Annotated in this window: 20 protein-coding genes, 1 tRNA gene and 1 pseudogene; 14 read left to right on the top strand and 8 right to left on the bottom strand. The window is 61.1% G+C overall.

Annotated elements, in window-relative coordinates:
- Window positions 1–7: 7 nt before the first annotated feature.
- The 6 genes from ispE (at window position 8) to hisC (ending at window position 4,687) form a co-directional block, all read left to right on the top strand.
- The gene (ispE, locus tag PQQ86_RS01750) at window positions 8–889 is read left to right on the top strand and encodes a 4-(cytidine 5'-diphospho)-2-C-methyl-D-erythritol kinase (protein WP_408264433.1); all 882 of its coding nucleotides are present in this window, start codon (window positions 8–10) and stop codon (window positions 887–889) included.
- A 51-nt stretch (window positions 890–940) separates the two neighbouring features.
- Window positions 941–1,017 (top strand) — tRNA-Gln (locus tag PQQ86_RS01745).
- Window positions 1,018–1,062: 45 nt separating this feature from the next.
- Entirely contained in the window at window positions 1,063–2,019 is a 957-nt protein-coding gene (locus PQQ86_RS01740; protein WP_408264432.1) for a ribose-phosphate pyrophosphokinase, read from the top strand.
- A gap of 164 nt (window positions 2,020–2,183) precedes the next feature.
- On the top strand, window positions 2,184–2,807 hold the full coding sequence (locus tag PQQ86_RS01735) for a 50S ribosomal protein L25/general stress protein Ctc (RefSeq protein WP_408264430.1): 624 nt from the start codon (window positions 2,184–2,186) through the stop codon (window positions 2,805–2,807).
- 149 nt (window positions 2,808–2,956) lie between these two features.
- Window positions 2,957–3,559, top strand: a complete 603-nt coding sequence (pth, locus tag PQQ86_RS01730) for an aminoacyl-tRNA hydrolase (RefSeq protein WP_408264428.1) — start codon at window positions 2,957–2,959, stop codon at window positions 3,557–3,559.
- 48 nt (window positions 3,560–3,607) lie between these two features.
- A complete protein-coding gene (gene hisC / locus PQQ86_RS01725; protein WP_408264426.1) occupies window positions 3,608–4,687 on the top strand; it encodes a histidinol-phosphate transaminase in 1,080 nt (359 codons plus the stop codon).
- Between the two features lie 108 nt (window positions 4,688–4,795).
- On the opposite strand, the gene PQQ86_RS01720 is transcribed toward hisC, so the two are convergent.
- From PQQ86_RS01720 to rsmD, 3 genes are all read right to left on the bottom strand, one after another.
- Window positions 4,796–5,053, bottom strand: a complete 258-nt coding sequence (locus PQQ86_RS01720; protein ID WP_093643699.1) for a YfhL family 4Fe-4S dicluster ferredoxin — start codon at window positions 5,051–5,053, stop codon at window positions 4,796–4,798.
- Between the two features lie 63 nt (window positions 5,054–5,116).
- A complete protein-coding gene (gene coaD / locus PQQ86_RS01715; protein ID WP_408264424.1) occupies window positions 5,117–5,632 on the bottom strand; it encodes a pantetheine-phosphate adenylyltransferase in 516 nt (171 codons plus the stop codon).
- 111 nt (window positions 5,633–5,743) lie between these two features.
- A complete protein-coding gene (rsmD, locus tag PQQ86_RS01710) occupies window positions 5,744–6,358 on the bottom strand; it encodes a 16S rRNA (guanine(966)-N(2))-methyltransferase RsmD (protein ID WP_408264422.1) in 615 nt (204 codons plus the stop codon).
- Window positions 6,359–6,598: 240 nt separating this feature from the next.
- On the opposite strand from rsmD, the gene ftsY reads away from it, so the two are divergent.
- Window positions 6,599–7,765: a signal recognition particle-docking protein FtsY gene (gene ftsY / locus PQQ86_RS01705; RefSeq protein ID WP_408264420.1), complete on the top strand. Its 1,167-nt coding sequence runs from the start codon at window positions 6,599–6,601 to the stop codon at window positions 7,763–7,765.
- Window positions 7,766–7,840: 75 nt separating this feature from the next.
- Here the strand turns inward: ftsY and maiA are convergent, their stop codons facing one another.
- On the bottom strand, window positions 7,841–8,485 hold the full coding sequence (maiA, locus tag PQQ86_RS01700; RefSeq protein WP_408264418.1) for a maleylacetoacetate isomerase: 645 nt from the start codon (window positions 8,483–8,485) through the stop codon (window positions 7,841–7,843).
- 25 nt (window positions 8,486–8,510) lie between these two features.
- Window positions 8,511–9,209 carry a fumarylacetoacetate hydrolase family protein gene (locus PQQ86_RS01695; RefSeq protein ID WP_159004998.1) on the bottom strand — a complete coding sequence of 233 codons (699 nt, stop codon included), beginning with the start codon at window positions 9,207–9,209 and terminating at the stop codon, window positions 8,511–8,513.
- 251 nt (window positions 9,210–9,460) lie between these two features.
- On the opposite strand from PQQ86_RS01695, the gene ybiB reads away from it, so the two are divergent.
- Together ybiB and PQQ86_RS01685 are read left to right on the top strand one after the other, a co-directional pair.
- Window positions 9,461–10,432 (top strand): DNA-binding protein YbiB, encoded by a 972-nt coding sequence (ybiB, locus tag PQQ86_RS01690; RefSeq protein ID WP_408264416.1) that lies wholly within the window; start codon window positions 9,461–9,463, stop codon window positions 10,430–10,432.
- 350 nt (window positions 10,433–10,782) lie between these two features.
- A pseudogene (locus PQQ86_RS01685) lies at window positions 10,783–11,766 on the top strand (2-isopropylmalate synthase); the annotation flags it as partial.
- 251 nt (window positions 11,767–12,017) lie between these two features.
- Here PQQ86_RS01685 and PQQ86_RS01680 read toward each other — a convergent pair.
- Together PQQ86_RS01680 and PQQ86_RS01675 are read right to left on the bottom strand one after the other, a co-directional pair.
- Window positions 12,018–12,401 carry a nuclear transport factor 2 family protein gene (locus PQQ86_RS01680; RefSeq protein ID WP_408264414.1) on the bottom strand — a complete coding sequence of 128 codons (384 nt, stop codon included), beginning with the start codon at window positions 12,399–12,401 and terminating at the stop codon, window positions 12,018–12,020.
- Between the two features lie 43 nt (window positions 12,402–12,444).
- Window positions 12,445–13,008: an acyloxyacyl hydrolase gene (locus PQQ86_RS01675; RefSeq protein WP_408264412.1), complete on the bottom strand. Its 564-nt coding sequence runs from the start codon at window positions 13,006–13,008 to the stop codon at window positions 12,445–12,447.
- 364 nt (window positions 13,009–13,372) lie between these two features.
- Here PQQ86_RS01675 and rpoH point away from each other — a divergent pair, with 364 nt between their 5' ends.
- From rpoH to cydX, 5 genes are all read left to right on the top strand, one after another.
- Window positions 13,373–14,308 (top strand): RNA polymerase sigma factor RpoH, encoded by a 936-nt coding sequence (gene rpoH / locus PQQ86_RS01670; RefSeq protein WP_408264410.1) that lies wholly within the window; start codon window positions 13,373–13,375, stop codon window positions 14,306–14,308.
- Between the two features lie 352 nt (window positions 14,309–14,660).
- Window positions 14,661–14,921, top strand: coding sequence for a cytochrome oxidase putative small subunit CydP (gene cydP / locus PQQ86_RS01665; RefSeq protein WP_054035787.1), 261 nt, complete (start codon window positions 14,661–14,663; stop codon window positions 14,919–14,921).
- Window positions 14,911–16,506 carry a cytochrome ubiquinol oxidase subunit I gene (locus PQQ86_RS01660; protein ID WP_408264407.1) on the top strand — a complete coding sequence of 532 codons (1,596 nt, stop codon included), beginning with the start codon at window positions 14,911–14,913 and terminating at the stop codon, window positions 16,504–16,506. The genes cydP and PQQ86_RS01660 overlap by 11 nt, the downstream gene beginning before the upstream one ends.
- Before the next feature lie 34 nt (window positions 16,507–16,540).
- Window positions 16,541–17,677, top strand: coding sequence for a cytochrome d ubiquinol oxidase subunit II (cydB, locus tag PQQ86_RS01655; protein WP_408264405.1), 1,137 nt, complete (start codon window positions 16,541–16,543; stop codon window positions 17,675–17,677).
- A gap of 28 nt (window positions 17,678–17,705) precedes the next feature.
- Window positions 17,706–17,822, top strand: coding sequence for a cytochrome bd-I oxidase subunit CydX (gene cydX / locus PQQ86_RS01650; RefSeq protein WP_097391216.1), 117 nt, complete (start codon window positions 17,706–17,708; stop codon window positions 17,820–17,822).
- A gap of 146 nt (window positions 17,823–17,968) precedes the next feature.
- On the opposite strand, the gene nagE is transcribed toward cydX, so the two are convergent.
- Window positions 17,969–19,729, bottom strand: coding sequence for an N-acetylglucosamine-specific PTS transporter subunit IIBC (gene nagE / locus PQQ86_RS01645; RefSeq protein WP_408264403.1), 1,761 nt, complete (start codon window positions 19,727–19,729; stop codon window positions 17,969–17,971).
- Between the last annotated feature and the right edge of the window lie 34 nt (window positions 19,730–19,763).

Raw genomic sequence — 19,763 nt, 5'->3', positions numbered from 1 at the left:
CTGACTCATGATTGAAACGACCGATTCGCTGCGCGATTGCCTCGCGCCAGCGAAACTGAACCTCTTCCTTCACATCACCGGCCGCAGGCCGGACGGCTATCACACGCTGCAAACCGTCTTCCAGTTGCTCGACTGGGGCGACATCCTGCACTTCAAGCTGCGTGACGACGGCCTCATCACGCGCAGCACCGAGATCGCCGACGTGCCGCCGGAGCACGATCTCACCGTGCGCGCAGCAACGCTCCTGAAGGCACATACCGGCTCGCCCGCGGGTGTCGATATCGAAATCGACAAGCGCCTGCCGATGGGCGCGGGCTTGGGCGGCGGCAGCTCCGATGCAGCCACCACGCTGCTCGCGCTGAACCGTCTCTGGAAGCTCGATTTGCCACGGCTGGAGTTGCAGGCGCTGGCGTTGAAACTCGGCGCGGACGTGCCGTTTTTTGTTTTTGGGAAAAATGCGTTCGCACAGGGTGTCGGAGAGACTTTAGACGTTGTACAATTGCCGCCGCGCCATTTCCTGGTGGTGACACCGAGGGTTCACGTTCCAACTGCAGCGATTTTTTCCGAAAAAACGTTGACAAGAGATTCGAAACCTCTCATAATTACGGACTTTCCTGCAGAACTTAGCTGCAACACTGAATGGCCAGAAAGTTTCGGCCGCAATGACATGCAGCAGGTTGTCGTGGGAAAATACGCGGAAGTAGCGCAAGTGCTGCGATGGTTTGAGAACATTGCACCAGCGCGGATGTCTGGATCAGGTGCAAGTGTATTTGCAGCGTTCCGTAGCAAAGCTGAAGCAGAAGCGGCGCAAGCCAAACTGCCCGGCGAATGGAACAGCGCAGTAACTGCAAGTCTCGATCAGCATCCACTCTTTACTTTCGCGTCATAAGTTTTTGCATCGTCGAACGTTCCCTCGTTCGGTGAAGCTCAAAGTTAGTGTAGGGGAGTCGCCAAGTTGGTTAAGGCACCGGATTTTGATTCCGGCATTCGAAGGTTCGACTCCTTCCTCCCCTGCCAAAATTTCTCGCATTTCCCTCGCCCCCAGCCTGAAGTAGGTGCACGATGAGCAGCCATGACGGCCTGATGGTTTTTACTGGCAACGCAAATCCCGCGCTTGCACAGGAAGTCGTCAAAATTCTCGGTATTCCCCTCGGCAAAGCAATGGTTAGCCGTTTCTCGGACGGCGAAATCCAGGTCGAGATTCAGGAAAACGTGCGTGGCAAGGATGTCTTCGTCCTGCAGTCCACCTGCGCGCCGGCGAATGACAATCTGATGGAATTGATGATCATGGTCGATGCGCTCAAGCGCGCATCCGCAGGCCGGATCACCGCAGCCATCCCCTACTTCGGTTATGCCCGTCAAGATCGACGCCCGCGTTCGGCGCGCGTCGCCATCTCGGCGAAGATCGTGGCGAACATGCTGGAAATCGCCGGCGTCGAGCGGATCATTACGATGGATCTGCACGCCGACCAGATTCAAGGCTTCTTCGACATCCCGGTCGACAATATCTACGCTACGCCCGTGCTGCTCGGCGATCTGCGCAAGCAGAACTACGAGAACCTGCTGGTCGTTTCGCCGGACGTCGGCGGCGTGGTGCGTGCCCGTGCATTGGCCAAGCAACTGAATTGCGATCTCGCGATCATCGACAAACGCCGCCCGAAGGCGAACGTTGCCGAAGTGATGAACATCATCGGTGAAGTCGAAGGGCGCACCTGCGTGATCATGGACGACATGGTCGACACCGCAGGCACGCTCTGCAAGGCAGCTCAGGTTTTGAAGGAACGCGGTGCGATGCAGGTGTTCGCTTACGCTACCCATCCGGTTCTGTCGGGCGGTGCAGGCGAGCGTATCGCAGCTTCGGCACTCGACGAACTCGTTGTTACCGATACGATCCCGCTCGGCGAAGAAGCCCGCTCGTGCGCCAAGATCCGTTCGCTGACCAGCGCCGGCCTGCTCGCCGAAACGTTCTCGCGGATTCGCCGCGGCGATTCGGTGATGTCGCTGTTCGCTGAAAGTTAAGTATTTGCGAAGGCGCAGCGCGCATAGCAGTACCGCACGCGGCACTTTTGCACAATTGGCATGAACGAACGAAGGTTCGTGCCATCGCTCTGGGGCCTCAGCCGTAATGGCTTGGAGGCCCCGTTTTTACTGCCTGGTCGCGGGCAGTGCATTGGAGATTCAACATGAAAGTAGTCGCTTTCGAGCGTTCCTTGCAAGGTACGGGTGCGAGCCGCCGCCTGCGTATCTCGGGTAAGACCCCGGGTATCGTATATGGCGCTGGTGCTGAAACGCAATTGGTCGAACTGGACCACAACGCACTCTGGCACGCGCTGAAGAAAGAAGTTTTCCACTCGTCGATCCTCGAGCTGGAAGTGGCAGGCAAGTCGCAACAGGTTCTGCTGCGCGACGTGCAATACCACCCGTTCCGTCAGCTCGTGCTGCACGTGGACTTCCAACGTGTCGACGCGAAGAAGAAGCTGCACACCAAGGTGCCGCTGCACTTCATGAACCAGGAAACCAACCCGGCAGTGAAGCTGTCGAGCGCGGTGATCTCGCACGTCCTCAACGAAATCGAAATCGAGTGCCTGCCGTCGGTACTGCCGGAATTCCTCGAAGTTGACCTGGCGACGATCGAAGCTGGACACTCGCTGCACGCCAAGGACATCGTCCTGCCGGCAGGCGTTGCACTGGTTGCTCACGTTGACGCAGAAAACCCGGTCATCGCATCGGCAACGATCCCGGCTGGCGCAATCGCTGAAGGCGACGCCGCTGCTGCTGCAGGCGAAGGCGAAACGCCGGCTGCCTAAGGGCCTTCCTGGCGCTGAGCAAGCAATCCTCTCGATCCGTTTCAATGAAACGGTCGATGTGACCCGCCGAGGTTCTCCCCGGCGGGTTTTTTTTCGGTTTTTTCGGCTCGGCCGCGCTCGACGCCGAGGCCAGATGGACCTACGCAATCATGATCAAGCTGATCGTCGGGCTCGGCAATCCGGGCGCTGAATACACCGCGACGCGCCACAATGCCGGCTTCTGGCTGGTCGATCAACTGGCGCACGAAGCAGGCACGACGCTACGCGACGAGCGGCGCTTTCACGGTTTCTACGCGAAGGCTCGGCTTCACGGCGAAGAAGTGCATCTGCTGCAACCGCAAACATATATGAACCGCTCGGGGCAGTCAGTTGTGGCTGTCGCGCAGTTCTTCAAGATTCTTCCGGACGAAATTCTGGTCGCGCACGACGAGCTCGATATGCCACCGGGCAGCGTCAAGCTGAAGCTCGGTGGCGGCAGCGGCGGCCATAATGGGCTGAAGGACATCACTGCGCATCTGTCATCGCAACAGTATTGGCGGCTGCGGATCGGCATCGGTCATCCGCGCGACCTGATTCCCGAAAGCGCGCGTGCCGGCGCCAAGCCGGACGTCGCCAATTACGTGCTGAAACCGCCGCGGCGTGAAGAGCAGGACGTAATCGATGCGTCGATCGAACGTGCGTTGGCGGTAATGCCGCAGGTCATCAAAGGCGAGCTCGAGCGGGCGATGATGCAACTGCACCGCAATCCCTAAGCGGGCCCTGCCCGTATCGCCCGTATCGCCATCGACAGGAGAAATCGCTTGAGCCGCTACTGGAGTGACATCGTCCACCGTCTGACGCCGTATGTGCCGGGCGAGCAGCCCGTGGTTGCGCATCCGGTCAAGCTGAACACCAACGAGAATCCCTATCCGCCGTCGCCGCGCGTGCGCGAAGCGATCCGGCAGGAACTGGGCGACGCGGGCGAGTCGCTGCGGCGCTATCCCGACCCGACCGCGCGCAAGTTACGCGAAACGGTAGCCGCATACCACGGCATTCGCCCGGAACAGGTGTTCGCGGGCAACGGCTCGGACGAAGTGCTCGCGCTCACCTTTCAGGCATTGCTGAAGCATGACAAACCGTTGCTGTTTCCGGATATCACATACAGCTTCTACCCGACGTACGCACGGCTGTTTGAAGTCGACTATCGAACCATCGCACTCGACGACAGCTTCGCCATTAATGTCGACGACTACACGGCGCCTAACGGCGGCGTCCTATTCCCGAACCCGAACGCACCGACTGGACGACCGCTGCCGCTCGCCGATATCGAGCGTCTCATGGCAAGAAACACCGATTCGGTCGTGGTGATCGATGAGGCCTATGTCGATTTCGGTGCTGAATCGGCCATCACGCTGATCGACCGCTATCCCAACCTGCTGGTGATACACACGGTATCGAAGTCGCGTTCGCTGGCCGGCATGCGAGTCGGCTTCGCATTGGGCAATCCGGAACTGATCGACGCACTGAACCGCGTTAAGGATAGCTTCAACTCGTATCCGCTCGACCGCCTGGCGCAAGTCGCGGCCGTCGCTGCATATGAGGACGATGCATGGTTCCGCGACACCTGCGCCAAAGTGATTGCGAGCCGTGAGCGGTTGGCAGCCGGTTTGACGGCACTGGGCTTCGAGGTGGTGCCATCGGCAGCGAATCTGCTATTCGCGCGTCACGAAGGCTACGACGCAGCGACGCTCGTGGCACGGCTAAGGGAAAAGGAGATTTTCGTGCGCCACTTCAAGGCGGCGCGAATCGACCAGCATCTGCGAATCTCGGTCGGCACCGACGCCGAATGCGACATTCTGCTGGATGCGCTGCGCGATATTTTCAGCGCTTACGTCGGGTGACGATGGGATAGCGAGCGATCGGGACAAGCTCGCGCGCCACAGACACACTGCGTTGCCGCAAAAGAAAACGGCGAGGCAGACGCCTCGCCGTTTTCCATCAGTCAATTTTCACGCACCCTTCGCAGCCTGCAGCGCGTGATACTTCGCCATCAGACCTTCCGCCGATTCAAGATGCTCGGGATCGCGTGGAATACACTCGACCGGGCACACCTGAATACACTGCGGTTCGTCGAAATGGCCGACACACTCGGTGCATTTCTTCGGGTCGATCACGTAGATTTCCGGGCCCATCGAAATCGCGTCGTTCGGGCACTCAGGCTCGCACACGTCGCAATTGATGCACTCGTCGGTAATCATCAAGGCCATACTTCTCTCACTTCGCGCCGGCCGAAGCCAGCTTTGATCCGTCAACCCGACAGTTTACGCCGGTTACGGTTGTCCCGCCGAGATACCATCATCCGGATCCAGCGCGGCAACCTTCTCCTTCAGCCATTTTTCGACCGACGGGAACACAAACTTGCTGACGTCGCCGCCCAGTTGCGCGATTTCACGCACGATGGTTCCGGAGATGAACTGGTATTGATCGGACGGCGTCATGAACATGGTTTCGACGTCCGGCAGCAGATAGCGGTTCATGCCGGCCATCTGGAACTCATATTCGAAGTCCGAGACGGCACGCAGGCCGCGCACGATCACCCGAGCGTTATTGCTGCGGACAAAGTCTTTCAATAGCCCTTTGAAGCTCATCACCTGAACGTTCGGGTAATGCCCGAGCACTTCATGGGCGATGTCGAGACGCTCTGTCAGCGTAAAGAACGGCTTCTTGTTGCGGCTGTCGGCAACGCCCACCACCAGCGTGTCGAAAATGCTCGACGCGCGTCGAACGAGGTCTTCGTGACCGCGCGTCAGCGGGTCGAACGTGCCCGGGTACACGGCGACTACCATGAGACTTCTCCTCTCTTCAGACAAAAGGGCACGTCAAAGCGTCCACGTGACGCATTTGGCACCGACCGCACGCGTGACGGTAACCGTCCGCAGCTTGTTTTGGAACGCGCATTATTCCTTATTTTCGCGCTGCAGCAAATGAAAGTGGACAGCGCCCGCTTTGCCTTGCCGCACGATTTCCCAACCGGCGAGCGTCTCGTTCCCATCCAGCTCGAGCGCATCGCCTGCTTCCACGTACAGAAAACCTTCCGGGCTCAGCAGCGGCACGGCCAGAGCGAGCGCCTTGTCGAGCAGATCGCCGTCGAACGGCGGATCGAGGAAAACCACCTCGAACGATCCGGGGGCGAGACTCGCCGCGAGGCGCAAGCCGTCAGCTTCCGCGATTTCGATCGTACGCGCCCCCAGGCGTTCCTGGTTCGCGCGCAGCTGGCTGGCGGCCCGTGCATTGCGCTCGACCATCAACACCCGCGCAGCGCCGCGCGAGGCAGCTTCGAAGCCGAGCGCGCCGCTACCGGCGAACAGATCGAGGCAGCGCTGGCCGTCCAACCGTTGGCCAAGCCAGTTGAACAGCGTTTCGCGCACGCGGTCGGGCGTGGGGCGCAGGCCGTCGAGGTCGAGCACGGGTAGCGGCGTGCGCTTCCAGTCGCCGCCGATGATACGGATGGCGTGCGGCTTGCCGCCTTTGGACGAAGCGCCGTGGGCGCGTGAGGGAGCAGTACGGGGCATGCAGTTTCGATTACGTTATAAGGGCGCCCGCGACGCCGATGCGTGCGGACCGGAGCGCCAACGTTACCACAGGGGCGCCTGGCGTCCAGCCTGGCCGTTCGGCCAATACGACGGGTGGCGGCGCGCCTGATAAAATGTGCGGCTTCCAGCGCCTTGCATCCCGCATCGCAACGCTGCCTGCCGCTCCCACGGGCCCGTCCCGGCTGCGCGCATCGGCGCGCGCTCTCACCACGCCAGATCATGTTCAGCTTTTTCAAACGATTCAAGGGTTCGAAAGAGTCCGATAACGCGCCAGAAGAATCGCCGACGGCGCCGGAAACCCCGGCGCCCGAGCCCGCCGTAGAGGTGCCGCAAGCGCCCGTCGCGCCGTCTACGCCACGGCCGGTGGCTCCGGTTCGCGTCGATACGCAGCCGGCTGCCGCGGCGTCCGCCAATGAGCCCGAAGCCGAAGCACCCGCGCTCGAAACCGTCGAAATCGTCCCGCCGCCTATGCAGGACGCGAACGCGAAGCGCTCGTGGCTCACTCGCCTGAAGACCGGTCTGTCGAAAACGAGTTCGAGCCTGACCGGTATTTTCGTCGGCGCGAAGATCGACGAGGATCTGTACGAAGAACTCGAAACGGCGCTGCTGATGTCGGATGCGGGCGTCGAAGCCACCGAATTCCTGCTCGAATCGCTGCGCGAAAAAGTGCGCACCGAACGCCTCACCGATCCTCAGCAGGTGAAAACGGCGCTGCGCACGCTGCTGATCGACCTGCTCAAGCCGCTGGAAAAATCGCTGATGCTTGGCCGCGCGCAACCGCTGGTCATGATGATCGCGGGCGTCAACGGTGCGGGCAAGACCACCAGCATCGGCAAGCTCGCCAAGCATCTGCAAAGCTTCGAACAGTCGGTGCTGCTGGCTGCGGGCGACACCTTCCGCGCCGCCGCGCGCGAGCAGCTCGCAATCTGGGGCCAGCGCAACAACGTGACGGTGGTGTCGCAGGAAAGCGGCGACCCGGCGGCCGTGATTTTCGACGCGGTTGGCGCTGCGCGTGCTCGCAAGATCGACGTCATGATGGCGGACACGGCCGGCCGTCTGCCGACCCAGCTGCATCTGATGGAAGAACTGCGCAAGGTGAAGCGCGTGATCGGCAAGGCGCAAGATGGCGCGCCGCATGAAGTGCTGCTGGTGATCGACGCAAACACCGGCCAGAACGCCCTCGCGCAAGTGAAAGCCTTCGACGACGCGCTTGGCCTCACCGGCCTGATCGTCACCAAACTCGACGGCACGGCGAAGGGCGGCATTCTCGCGGCGATCGCGCGGCAGCGTCCGATTCCGGTGTACTTCATCGGCGTCGGCGAAAAGGTGGAGGACTTGCAGCCGTTCAGCGCGGAAGAGTTTTCGGACGCGTTGTTGGGCGGTTGAACACAGCAACGTTCGTCGCAGAACAAGCAAAAAGGGCGCTCTTCCGAGCGCCCTTTTTCCATTCAAACCATCGCGTCACTCCGCGTCCGGCTGAACACCAGGCGCTGCACGAGCGAACGCGTCGATCTGCATCGCGTGCTCGTAGATGCGTTGAATCGTCGGAAACTTCGCCGTATCCACCTTGAAGCGCTGGGCGTTGAACACCTGTGGAATCAGACAGGCGTCAGCCAGTGTCGGCGTGTCGCCGAAACACAGCTTGCCGGTGCGCGAATCGCCCGCCAGATGGGTATCGAGCGTCGCAAAGCCCGCTTCGACCCAATGCTTGTACCACGCGTCTTTCGCGTCGTCGTCGACACACAGCGTGTGCTTCAGGTATTTCAACACGCGCAGATTGTTCAGCGGATGAATCTCGCATGCCACCTGCAGCGCCACCGAACGCACATACGCGCGCTCGGCCGGCGTGCCGGGCAACAGCGGCGGCTCCGGATGCGTTTCCTCCAGATACTCGATGATCGCTAGCGACTGCGGCATCACTTCGTTGCCGTCGACGAACGTGGGCACGATGCCGTCCACATTCACCTTGCGATACTCGGGCTTCAGTTGCTCGCCGCCGTCGCGCACGAGGTGCACCGGCACATAGTCGTACGGCAAACTCTTCAGGTTCAGCGCGATGCGCACGCGATAGGACGCCGAACTCCGGAAATAGCTGTAGAGCTTCATGTTATGTGTCTCCTCCCACCGCGCTTCAGACGACGCGTACGCTGAGCTCGCCGAGCCCGTCCACGCCACCCTTCATAAGGTCGCCCTGCACCACCGCGCCGACGCCTTCCGGCGTGCCGGTGAAAATCAGATCGCCCGGTTGCAGTTCGAACAGCGTCGACAGATAGGCGATCGTCTCGGCCACCGACCAGATCAGTTGCGACACGTCCGAATTCTGTTTTTCCTCGCCGTTCACCGATAACCAGATCGCGCCCTTGCCGACATGGCCGACTGTCGTGACCGGATGGATCGGACCGAGCGGCGCCGAGTGATCGAAACCCTTCGCGGTATCCCAGGGACGGCCCAGCTTCTTCGCTTCGGCCTGCAGATCACGGCGTGTCATGTCGAGACCGAGCGCGTAACCGTACACGTGGTCGAGTGCGCTTTCGGCCGGAATGTTCTTGCCGCCTTTGCCGATCGCCGCCACCAGCTCCATCTCGAAGTGGACGTTCTTCGATTGCGAGGGATAAGGGAATTCGCCGGTCGCACCCGGCGCGACATACAGCACGGCATCGGCCGGCTTGGCGAAGAAGAACGGCGGTTCGCGGTCAGGATCGTGCCCCATCTCACGCGCGTGCGCCTCGTAGTTGCGGCCCACACAGTAGATGCGACGCACCGCGAACTGCTCGCTGGACCCCACGACCGGCACCGCAACGACCGGTGCGGGTGCAAATACGTAACTCATCCCGTTCTCCGTTTTTTGGATTGTGCCGCGCCCACGCGGCGATAAAACATTGAGTGTAACGCGCGGCAAAGCGCCGCGCAGCGGATCGGCACCGGCACGCGCGGACTGGCTGTCCCGCCGCATCGTCTCGCGGGATCGCCGGTCCGCCGGACCGCCTGGCCGCTATAGATGCGATACTCACACTGGATAGCGTCCTTTGAATTCCCTGGCCGACCGCCCCAAGGCGGCACGCCCTCGTCCCACTGCGCCCGATGACCGACTCCGCCGACACCGCCAATTTTTTCCCCTGCGCCCGCTATATCAAGGAAATCGGCCGTGGCCCGAACGGCGCCCGCGCGCTGACTGCTGAAGATACGCGCACGCTTTACACCGCGATGCTCGACGGCCGCGTGGCCGATCTCGAACTCGGCGCCGTGCTGCTCGCGTATCGCGTGAAAGGCGAAACCGCCGACGAACTCGCCGCCATGCTGGCCGGCGCGCAAGCGTCGTTCGAACCGCTTCATCTGCCGCACGCGGCATTCCGACCCGTGTCGATACCCACCTACAATGGCGCGCGCAAGCAGCCCAACCTGGTGCCGCTGCTCGCGCTGCTGCTGGCACGCGAAGGTGTGCCGGTGCTGGTGCATGGCGTCACGGAAGATCCGGGCCGCGTGACCAGCGCTGAAATCTTCACACATCTGCAGATCCCGCACGCGCGATCGCACGCCGACATCGAAGACGGTCTCGCCGAGCGCCGTCTGGCGTTCGCACCGATCGAAGTGCTCGCGCCGAAGCTCGCGCATCTTCTCTCGCTACGTCGGCGGATGGGCGTGCGCAATTCAACGCACACGCTCGTGAAAATTCTGCAGCCGTTCGCGCCCGCCGGGCTGCGGCTCGTGAACTACACGCATCCGCCGTATCGCGACAGTCTCACCCAACTGTTCAACACGCACCCGGCCGCCGCAGAGGGCGGCGCCCTGCTCGCGCGCGGCACCGAAGGCGAAGCAGTGGCCGACACGCGCCGCCAGGTGCAAGTGGATTGGCTGCACGACGGCATCTGCGAAACGCGTGTACCGCACGAGCGCTCGTCGCCCGATGCGCCTGAAGTCGACTTGCCCGAAGCTCGCGACGCCTCGACCACAGCCGCGTGGATCGACGCCGTGTTGCGCGGCGAAGCACCTGTCCCGAGCGCGATCGAACGGCAAGTGGAGCTGATCGTCGACGTCGCGAAAATGCCCGTGTGACGTGCGCGGCGCGAACGCAACGCGACGCGACGCTTGCGGCATTGCACTCGCACGCCAGGATGACGGCCGCGGGTTGACACGCCGCAGCGAGCCGTCATACATTAGACCCATGCGTTCCCTTCCGAACACCCTCCGAATTACCTCCGGCCGCCTAGCGCGGCCCCTATCGCTACGTCTAGCGTAAGTCAGACGTAGCGCCGCGCGTTGGCAACCTGAATCACCCGGATTAGTTGCCCAAAGCGCGGTCCTCAAAGCAGTTCCCGTTTCACCCCCCGACCGTAGTTCTTCACAACCTGTAGTCGTTTGCGTTCGTCCGTTTACCCTTCGGACGAAGCGCGAGGGTCAATTTCATGTTGCGCAATCCCGCTGAAAAATACCGTCCCTTTCCCGCAGTGCGCCTCACCGGGCGCAAATGGCCGAGCCGCACGATCAACCACGCGCCGATCTGGATGAGCACCGATCTGCGCGACGGCAATCAGGCGCTCATCGAGCCGATGAATGCCGCGCAAAAGCTCGAATTCTTCGAGATGTTGGTGGCGATCGGCTTCAAGGAGATCGAAGTCGGTTTCCCGTCGGCCTCGCAAACCGACTTCGATTTCGTGCGCAAGCTGATCGAAGAAAAACGCATTCCCGACGACGTGATGATCGAAGTGTTCGTGCCCTCACGCGCCGAACTGATTGCGCGCACGTTCGAATCGCTGGAGGGCGCGCCACGCGCCATCGTGCATCTGTACAACGCGATCTGCCCGTCGTTTCGCAAGATCGTCTTCAACCAGTCGAAGGAGCAGATCAAGGCATTGGCAGTGGAAGGCACGCGCCTCATCAAGGAACATGCGCAGGCGCGGCCCGACACGCACTGGACGTTCCAGTATTCGCCCGAAACCTTCAACACGACCGAACTCCCCTACGCGCGCGAAGTATGCGACGCAGTCGCGCAGACATGGCGCCCCACGCGCGACCACAAGATGATCGTCAACCTGCCCGCGAGCGTCGAGGCCGCGACACCCAACGTGTTCGCCGACCAGATCGAATGGATGGACCGCAATCTCAGCTATCGCGACAGCATCGTGCTGTCGGTGCATCCGCATAACGACCGCGGCACCGCCGTGGCCGCTACGGAACTGGCGCTGCTGGCGGGCGCGGATCGCGTCGAAGGATGTCTGTTCGGCAATGGCGAGCGCACCGGCAACATGGACCTCGTTACGCTCGCGATGAACCTTGACGCGCAGGGCGTCGACCCGGGCCTCGATTTTTCAGATATTGATGCGGTGCGGCGCGTGGTCGAGCGCTGCAATCAGATTCCGGTGCATCCGCGGCATCCGTATGCGGGTGATGCCGCAAAGCGGCCGGTGTGGAACGATGAGGATCTGCAGCGCGTAGCTGCCTGAATAACTTGAGACGGGGCGGAGCCGCCCCTCGCGGCTTGGACCGCGTTCGCGGCGGCGCAACCGCATCAAAACCCGCCTGGTCGACCCACCGGGCGGCAAATTCAGCATGAGCGGTGCAACCCGCCTGCTCGTGCCGTTCGAGCGCTCACAAGGCGCTCACCAACTGCGACGGGCGAAACGGAGTGGGCTCAAAAGGCTCACTCGATCGCGCACCGCGTCGCCTGCCAGGCGATTAGACGCCATTGCCCATCTTCCTGTGTGTGAATCGCCGTGTACGCGATCGGAAACAGCAGCGCGCCGTTGTTCGCTTCCATTTCGATCAGCGCGCGCCCGGTGACGATGCAAGTCTCGCGCCCCACCGGCAGCACTTCTTGCGACTGCACCTCGATCTGCCGATAGCGGCGGCGCCCGGCTGTAATGCCGTCGATGAACTGTCGCTTCGTTTCACGCTTGCCGTTCGTATGGACATAGCTCACGTTGTCCGCGAGCAGCCTATCGAGTGACTGCCCGTCGCCGTCGACCATCGCACGGAAACGCTCACGCTCAAGCCCGCGAATCGCTTCGATTATCTTTGCCGCCATTGCTCAGCCCCTTGCACCGGTGAGCCGAACGTGGCCACGGTCGTCAGAAGTTATATTGCAAATATAGCTGGTGGAAATTTATACCAGGATTCGGCTCTTTGATACCGCCATTGGAAATATGCTGGAAGCGGTAGCCCGCCTCGTACTGCTGGTGACTGCCGAATTGCAGGCCGACTCCCGCCGTGGGGGCGAACTGGAACGCTGTCGCGAGCGTGAGGTCAGTAGAGATTCTCGGACTCGACAGAAGACGGATACCGGCGCCCGCCTCGATGTAAGGGCGAATCGCACCCGCTCCGTCGATGAAGCGAATGATCGGCGTCACACCGATCTCGCCGATGTTTTCGTGCACATTCCCTTCGTCGGTATGCCACCAGGCGACGTGCGCTTCGCCGATCAGCGAAAAGTGCCAATCGCCGATCTGCCACCATGTCAGATTCGGATCCCAGACCAGGCCGAGATCGAGTTTTTTAATGTGGTGATCGCCGAGGCCGCCAGCGATCTGCACGCCGAACTGGTCGGCTGCCGCTAGTCCCGAGCCGGCAAGCAGCAAAGCCGCCGAAATACCTTTTAGAGCCAGACCACGCCAAACGTTTTTTTTGTTGTTCATCGAACACCCGACCTGGTCGAACGTTGATTACCTTCGAATTGTTGCGTCTATTCTAAAGACAATCCTGATCAGACGGATTGTCTGAAGAATGTCGAATTTCCGCAATTAGTCACTTCGGTTTTGGAAAAAATCGGTCACTTATAAGACCGAAAGGGATGCGTTAGGTAAATTCTACGGTGCGCACGCGGGAGACAGCCCTGCCATCTCATGGCTATCAAAACCTAAATTTCAATAGGAATTTACGGAACTTGGATGCCCCTACAGCCTCTAAGTATTAGCACTCGACAAATCAGAGTGCTAACATCCAACGCTGGAGTCGTTTTAACTGAACACGCTTTTGTCTGATTCCAAAGGAGTTTCCTACGTGAGCCATGCAATGACCCTTCCGAGTACTTTGAGCCCGTCGTCGGCTAAGGCCGCTTCGGCAGGTGCGCTGGCGCTCTCGCATTCCTCGCTGCTGCCCGGTCAACTGGGCAATATCGACGCCTACATCCAGGCCGTAAATCGGATTCCGATGCTGACGCCGACGGAAGAACGCCAGTTCGCCACCGAATTTCGCGAGCAGGACAACCTTGAGTCCGCACGCCGCCTCGTCCTGTCGCACCTGCGGCTGGTCGTCTCGATCGCGCGCAATTACCTCGGTTATGGACTGCCGCACGCCGACCTGATCCAGGAAGGCAATATCGGCCTGATGAAGGCCGTGAAGCGCTTTGACCCCGAGCAAAACGTGCGTCTCGTGTCGTACGCTATGCACTGGATCAAGGCTGAGATCCACGAATACATTCTGCGCAACTGGCGGATGGTGAAGGTCGCCACCACCAAAGCACAGCGCAAGCTGTTTTTCAACCTGCGCAGCCACAAGCAGGGCCTGGGCGCATTCACGCCGGACGAGATCGAAGGTCTCGCCAAAGAGCTGAACGTGAAGCGTGAAGAAGTGGCTGAGATGGAAACGCGCTTGTCCGGCGGCGATATCGCGCTGGAAGGCCAGGTCGAAGACGGTGAAGAGTCGTACGCTCCGATCGCCTACCTCGCCGATTCGCATAGCGAGCCGACTGCCGTGCTGGCTTCGCGTCAACGCGACAAGCTGCAAAGCGACGGTATCGCGAGCGCGCTGGACGCGCTGGATGCCCGCAGCCGTCGCATCATCGAGGCACGCTGGCTGAAGGTGGAAGACGACGGTTCGGGCGGCTCGACGCTGCACGAACTGGCGGACGAATTCGGCGTGTCGGCCGAACGCATTCGCCAGATCGAGGCGAGCGCAATGAAGAAAATGCGCGGCGCGTTGACTGAATATGCGTAACACTTAAAGCTTGAGTGGTGCCGGCTCGTCTGGCGCGCACTGTTTAGCTGCAAAGCCCTGCCCTCGCAAGAAGGCAGGGCTTTTTTGTGCCCACTCGCCGATGCATGCGCTCAATCGCAAACGCGCTCGCACTCGCTCACTCAAGAACATGCCCGCCAAACACGTGTTTCTTGACGTATCACAACCCGCATAGCAATACTGTCCGCACGGGGCGACGTTCGCGACCCAATGCCGCAGTGCCGAACTTACGCGCGCAAGGTCCTTGCTCCTAGAATCGGGATGCACTCGCCAGACCGCTCAGGCAGCCTGGTTCCAGCCGAACTCACCGGTGTGAAGTTGCCTTCTACCGATCATGACCATAGCCCTGAATCGCAATAGCAACCCTCGCTCGAGCCTGCGCAAACGGCTCGCCGCCTGGGCGCGCGGTCCGACGCTGGCGCGGGATATCGCCATCGTCCTCGCCATCAAATTCGCACTGCTGATGGCGCTCAAGTACGCATTTTTCAATCATCCGCAGGCAGAGCATATGTCGCTGCCGCCTGAACAAGTCGCGCAGGCGCTGCTGTCCGTGCCTGCCTCGCATCCGTCCCAAGGTGGTCAACATGCCCGTTAGCGAAGTCGTAGAATTGTCGCGCCTTCAGTTCGCCATCACGGCGCTTTATCACTTTCTGTTCGTGCCGCTCACGCTCGGTCTGTCCTGGTTGCTGGTCATCATGGAATCCGTCTATGTGATGACCGGCAAGCAGATCTACAAGGACATGACCCAGTTCTGGGGCAAGCTGTTCGGCATCAACTTTGCGATGGGCGTCACCACCGGTCTCACGCTGGAATTCCAGTTCGGCACCAACTGGTCGTACTACTCGCACTATGTCGGCGACATTTTCGGCGTGCCGCTGGCCGTTGAAGGGTTGATGGCGTTCTTCCTCGAGTCGACCTTCGTCGGCCTGTTCTTCTTCGGATGGAAGCGGCTCTCGAGAGTGCAGCACGTAATGGTCACGTTCCTCGTCGCGCTCGGCTCGAACCTGTCGGCGCTGTGGATTCTGGTGGCCAACGGCTGGATGAATAACCCGGTCGGCGCCACCTTCAATTACCAGACCATGCGCATGGAACTCGACAGCATCTTCTCGGTGCTGTTCAATCCGGTCGCGCAGGTGAAGTTCGTGCACACCGTATCGGCCGGTTACGTAACCGCTTCGATGTTCGTGCTCGGTGTGTCGTCGTGGTATCTGCTGAAGCGCCGCGACACCGAATTCGCCTTGCGCTCGTTCGCTATCGCCGCCGGCTTCGGTCTGGCCTCGACACTGTGCGTGATCGTGCTCGGCGACGAATCCGGCTACCGCACCGGCGAGGTTCAGCAGGTCAAGCTGGCCGCCATCGAGTCCGAATGGGAAACGGCGCCCGCCCCCGCGCCCTTTACGATCATCGGCATTCCGAACCAGAAGGAAGAGCGCACCGATTACGCGGTCCGCATTCCGTATGCGCTCGGCCTCATCGCCACGCGCTCGATCGACGAACCGGTGGTGGGTCTGAAAGAACTGATGGCGCAGAACGAAGTGCGCATCAAGAACGGCATGCTCGCCTACGCTGCGCTACAACGGCTTAAACAAGGCGACGCCACGGACGAAGTCAAGGCCGCCTTCGACGCCCACAAGGAGGACCTCGGCTACGGCCTGATGCTCAAACAATTCACCCCGAACGTCATCGACGCCACGCCGGATCAGATCGTGCAGGCCGCCAAGAAGACGATTCCGCCGGTGGCGCCCGTGTTCTTCTCGTTCCGCCTGATGGTCGGCCTCGGCATCCTGTTCCTTGCGACCTTCGTACTGGCGTTCTGGTTTTGCGCGCAGCGCTCCCTGCTGCTGGAAAAACGCCGCTGGTTCCTGCGCTGGGCTGTGTGGGCGATTCCGTTGCCGTGGCTCGCTGCTGAATTCGGCTGGATCGTCGCTGAAGTGGGCCGTCAACCGTGGACCATTGCCGGCATTCTGCCGACCGCATTGTCCGCCTCGAGCCTGACACCGGGCGATCTGTACCTGAGCATTGCCGGCTTCGTCGTGTTCTACACGGTGCTGTTCATCATCGAAATCATGCTGATGTTCAAGTACGCGCGACTCGGGCCTTCATCACTGCACACGGGGCGCTATCACCACGAACAACAACAGCCGCTGGATCAGTCGCTACCGACCAACACGGCCGCATGATTCGCCGCCACTCTGTTCCAAGGGAAAGATCATCATGGATTACGCAACCCTCAAACTGATCTGGTGGGTGTTGATCGGCGTACTGCTGATCGGCTTCGCGCTCACCGACGGCTTCGACATGGGCGCGGCGATTCTGCTGCCGTTCATCGCCAGGACCGACGCCGAGCGGCGCATCGTCGTGAACACGGTCGGCGCGACGTGGGAAGGCAATCAGGTGTGGCTCATCACAGCGGGCGGCGCGATGTTCGCCGCGTGGCCGCTGGTGTACGCCGCGTCGTTCTCCGGTTTCTACTTCGCGATGCTGCTGGTGTTGTTTTCACTATTCTTCCGACCGGTTGGTTTCGACTACCGCAGCAAGCGTGAAGACCCGCGCTGGCGCAGCGCGTGGGATTGGGCATTGTTTGTCGGCGGCTTCGTCCCCGCGCTGGTGTTCGGCGTGGCGTTCGGCAACCTGCTGCAAGGCGTGCCGTTCTCGTTCGACACCGATCTGCGCGTCACCTATCACGGCAGTTTCTTCGCCCTGCTCAACCCGTTCGCCGTACTGTGCGGGCTCGTTAGCGTGTCGATGCTGGCCGCGCACGGCGCAGCCTTCGTGAAGATGAAGGCGGACGACATCGTCGCCGCGCGTGCTTCGCTGGCGCTGCGGATCGCTTCGCTCGCCGCCGTGGTGCTGTTCCTGCTTGCCGGTGCACTGATCGCCACGATGATCGGCGGCTATCAGATCGTCGATGCCGCGCCGCTCGATACCGTTGCCAACCCGTTGCTGAAGAACGTGATCGGCGCGCCCGGCCTGTGGCTCACCAACTACGCAAACTATCCGTGGATGGTGATTGCGCCGGTGGCGGGCCTCGTCGGTGGCGTGCTTGCCTTGTTGCTGGCACGCTCGCGTTTTGAAAAGAGCGCCTTCCTGTCGACCTCGCTGATGATCATCGGCGTGATCCTGACCGCGGGCTTCTCGATGTTCCCGTTCATCATGCCCTCCTCGCTCGACGGCCGCAGCAGCCTGACCGCATGGGATTCGACCTCGAGTCGCATGACGCTGCAGATCATGCTGATCGCCGTGATCATTTTCCTGCCGATCGTCCTGATCTACACGAGCTGGGTGTATCGCGTGATGCGAGGCAAGGTGACCGCCGCGGCGCTCGAAGAAAATCACCATTCAATGTATTGATCAGGAATATGGATAACGGGAGTTTGTGATGTGGTATTTCAGTTGGCTTCTCGGCATTGGCGTGGCGTTGGCGTTCGGCATTATCAACGTGATGTGGCTGGAAACGCGCCGGCCTTTGGAAGCGGGTAAGCAGAACGCACGTTGATGGATCCGTTGCCGGTCGCGCGCCGTTAGGCTCAAGCCGGTAAACGCAAAAGCGGCACCTTGATTCAAGGTGCCGCTTTTCTATTGCTGCGTCATCGGAAGAAACGCGCAGTCATGGAGCGGCGCAGGCCGCTCCTCAACGTTGCATTACGCGGGCTGCGGCGCCGTACCGCCACCCGTATCGGGCGACAGGCGTGTCGCCAGTTGTGCGGCATAGCGCTGCGCCGCGTCGCCAACGACGATGTGGAACGTGTCGGCCGAAACCCACGCCGTATCGAGCGTAGCAAGACGTTGACGATCAACGGCCGACGGATCGCGAACCACGATCCGAAGACGCGTTGCCGCCACAGCATCCAGCGACACGACGTTGCCCGCGCCGCCGAACACGGCGAGCCAACGCAACGGATCCGGGTCGAGCGGACCGCCTTCAGCGCCGCTTGCAGCAACAGCAGGCGCAACTGCAGCCACCGGCTTCACCGCATCGCCACCGCCCTGCGCGATCACCGTGCGAATTTCATCAGCGATGATGTCCGCTTCCGGTCCAATAATCACCTGCACGTTGGTCGAGCCGCGTTTGAGCACGCCACGCGCACCAATCGTCTTCAGTTCGCTTTCCGAGACCTTGTTGGAATCGACCACCGACAGACGCAGACGCGTCGTGCAGGCATCCACCACCGACAGGTTCGACGCGCCACCCAACGCGGCGATATAACGCTGTGCGCGCGGCACGGCGGCGCCCGCCACCGGCGACACAAAACCACCAGCCGCAAACGACTCGATCTGTTCATCTTCGGCAGCAGGTTCGCGACCCGGCGTTGCCATGTTGAACTTGCGGATGAAGAAGCGGAACAAGCCGTAGTACACGACCATGTACACGAGGCCGATCGGAATCGCCCACCAACCCTTGGTCGACAGGCCGTAGTTCAGCACGTAGTCGATAAAGCCAGCCGAGAAGGTGAAGCCGAGATGAATCCCGAGCGCCGAGCAGATCGCCAGCGACAAGCCCGTCAGCACCGCGTGAATCGCATACAGAACCGGCGCGAGGAACATGAAGCTGAATTCGATCGGCTCAGTCACACCCGTCAGGAACGAGGTGAGCGCCATCGACGCCAGCAAGCCGAACACCATCGCGCGACGCTCTTTCGGTGCCTCGTGATACATCGCCAGACACGCGGCCGGCAGGCCGAACATCATGACCGGGAAGAAGCCCGTCATGAACGTGCCCGCGGTCGGGTCGCCCGCGAAGAAGCGATGCAGGTCACCCGTCACCGCCACGCCACCCGGCGGCGTGAAGGTGCCAAACACGAACCACGTCAGCGAATTAAGGATGTGATGCAGCCCCGTGACGAGCAGCAAACGGTTCAGCACGCCGAACACGAACGCGCCGAGCGCACCCGCAGTGGTCAGCCAATGGCCGGCTGTATCGATGACGCCTTGCACCGGCTGCCATACGTAGCCGAACACAATGCCTATCACCAGACAGACCACGCCGGTGACAATCGGCACGAAGCGTTTCCCTCCGAAGAATGCGAGGTAGTCGGGCAGCTTGATGTCTTTGTACTTGTTGTACAGCAAGCCCGCGACGATACCCGCCACGATCCCGGACAACACGCCCATGTTGAGCTTGTCGTTGATGTCCTTCATCACCGCGATTTCGATCAGATAACCGATCGCACCCGCGAGACCTGCCACGCCGTTGTTGTCTTTCGCGAAGCCGACCGCCACACCAATTGCGAACAGCAACGGCAGGTTATCGAAGATCGCGCCGCCAGCGTCGGCGATCATCTTGATGTTGAACACATCGGGCTGGCCCAATCGCAGCAGCAAACCGGCAACCGGCAGCACTGCAATCGGCAGCATCAGCGCGCGTCCCAGGCGCTGAATCTTCAGAAACGGATTCCCATCCATTGACACCTCCAATCCTTGTCTCGTTGTCGACTGT

The organism is Paraburkholderia sediminicola (genome assembly GCF_046026675.1).
GTDB classification, from domain to species: domain Bacteria; phylum Pseudomonadota; class Gammaproteobacteria; order Burkholderiales; family Burkholderiaceae; genus Paraburkholderia; species Paraburkholderia sediminicola_F.
This window is presented reverse-complemented; position numbering and strand designations above follow the sequence as displayed.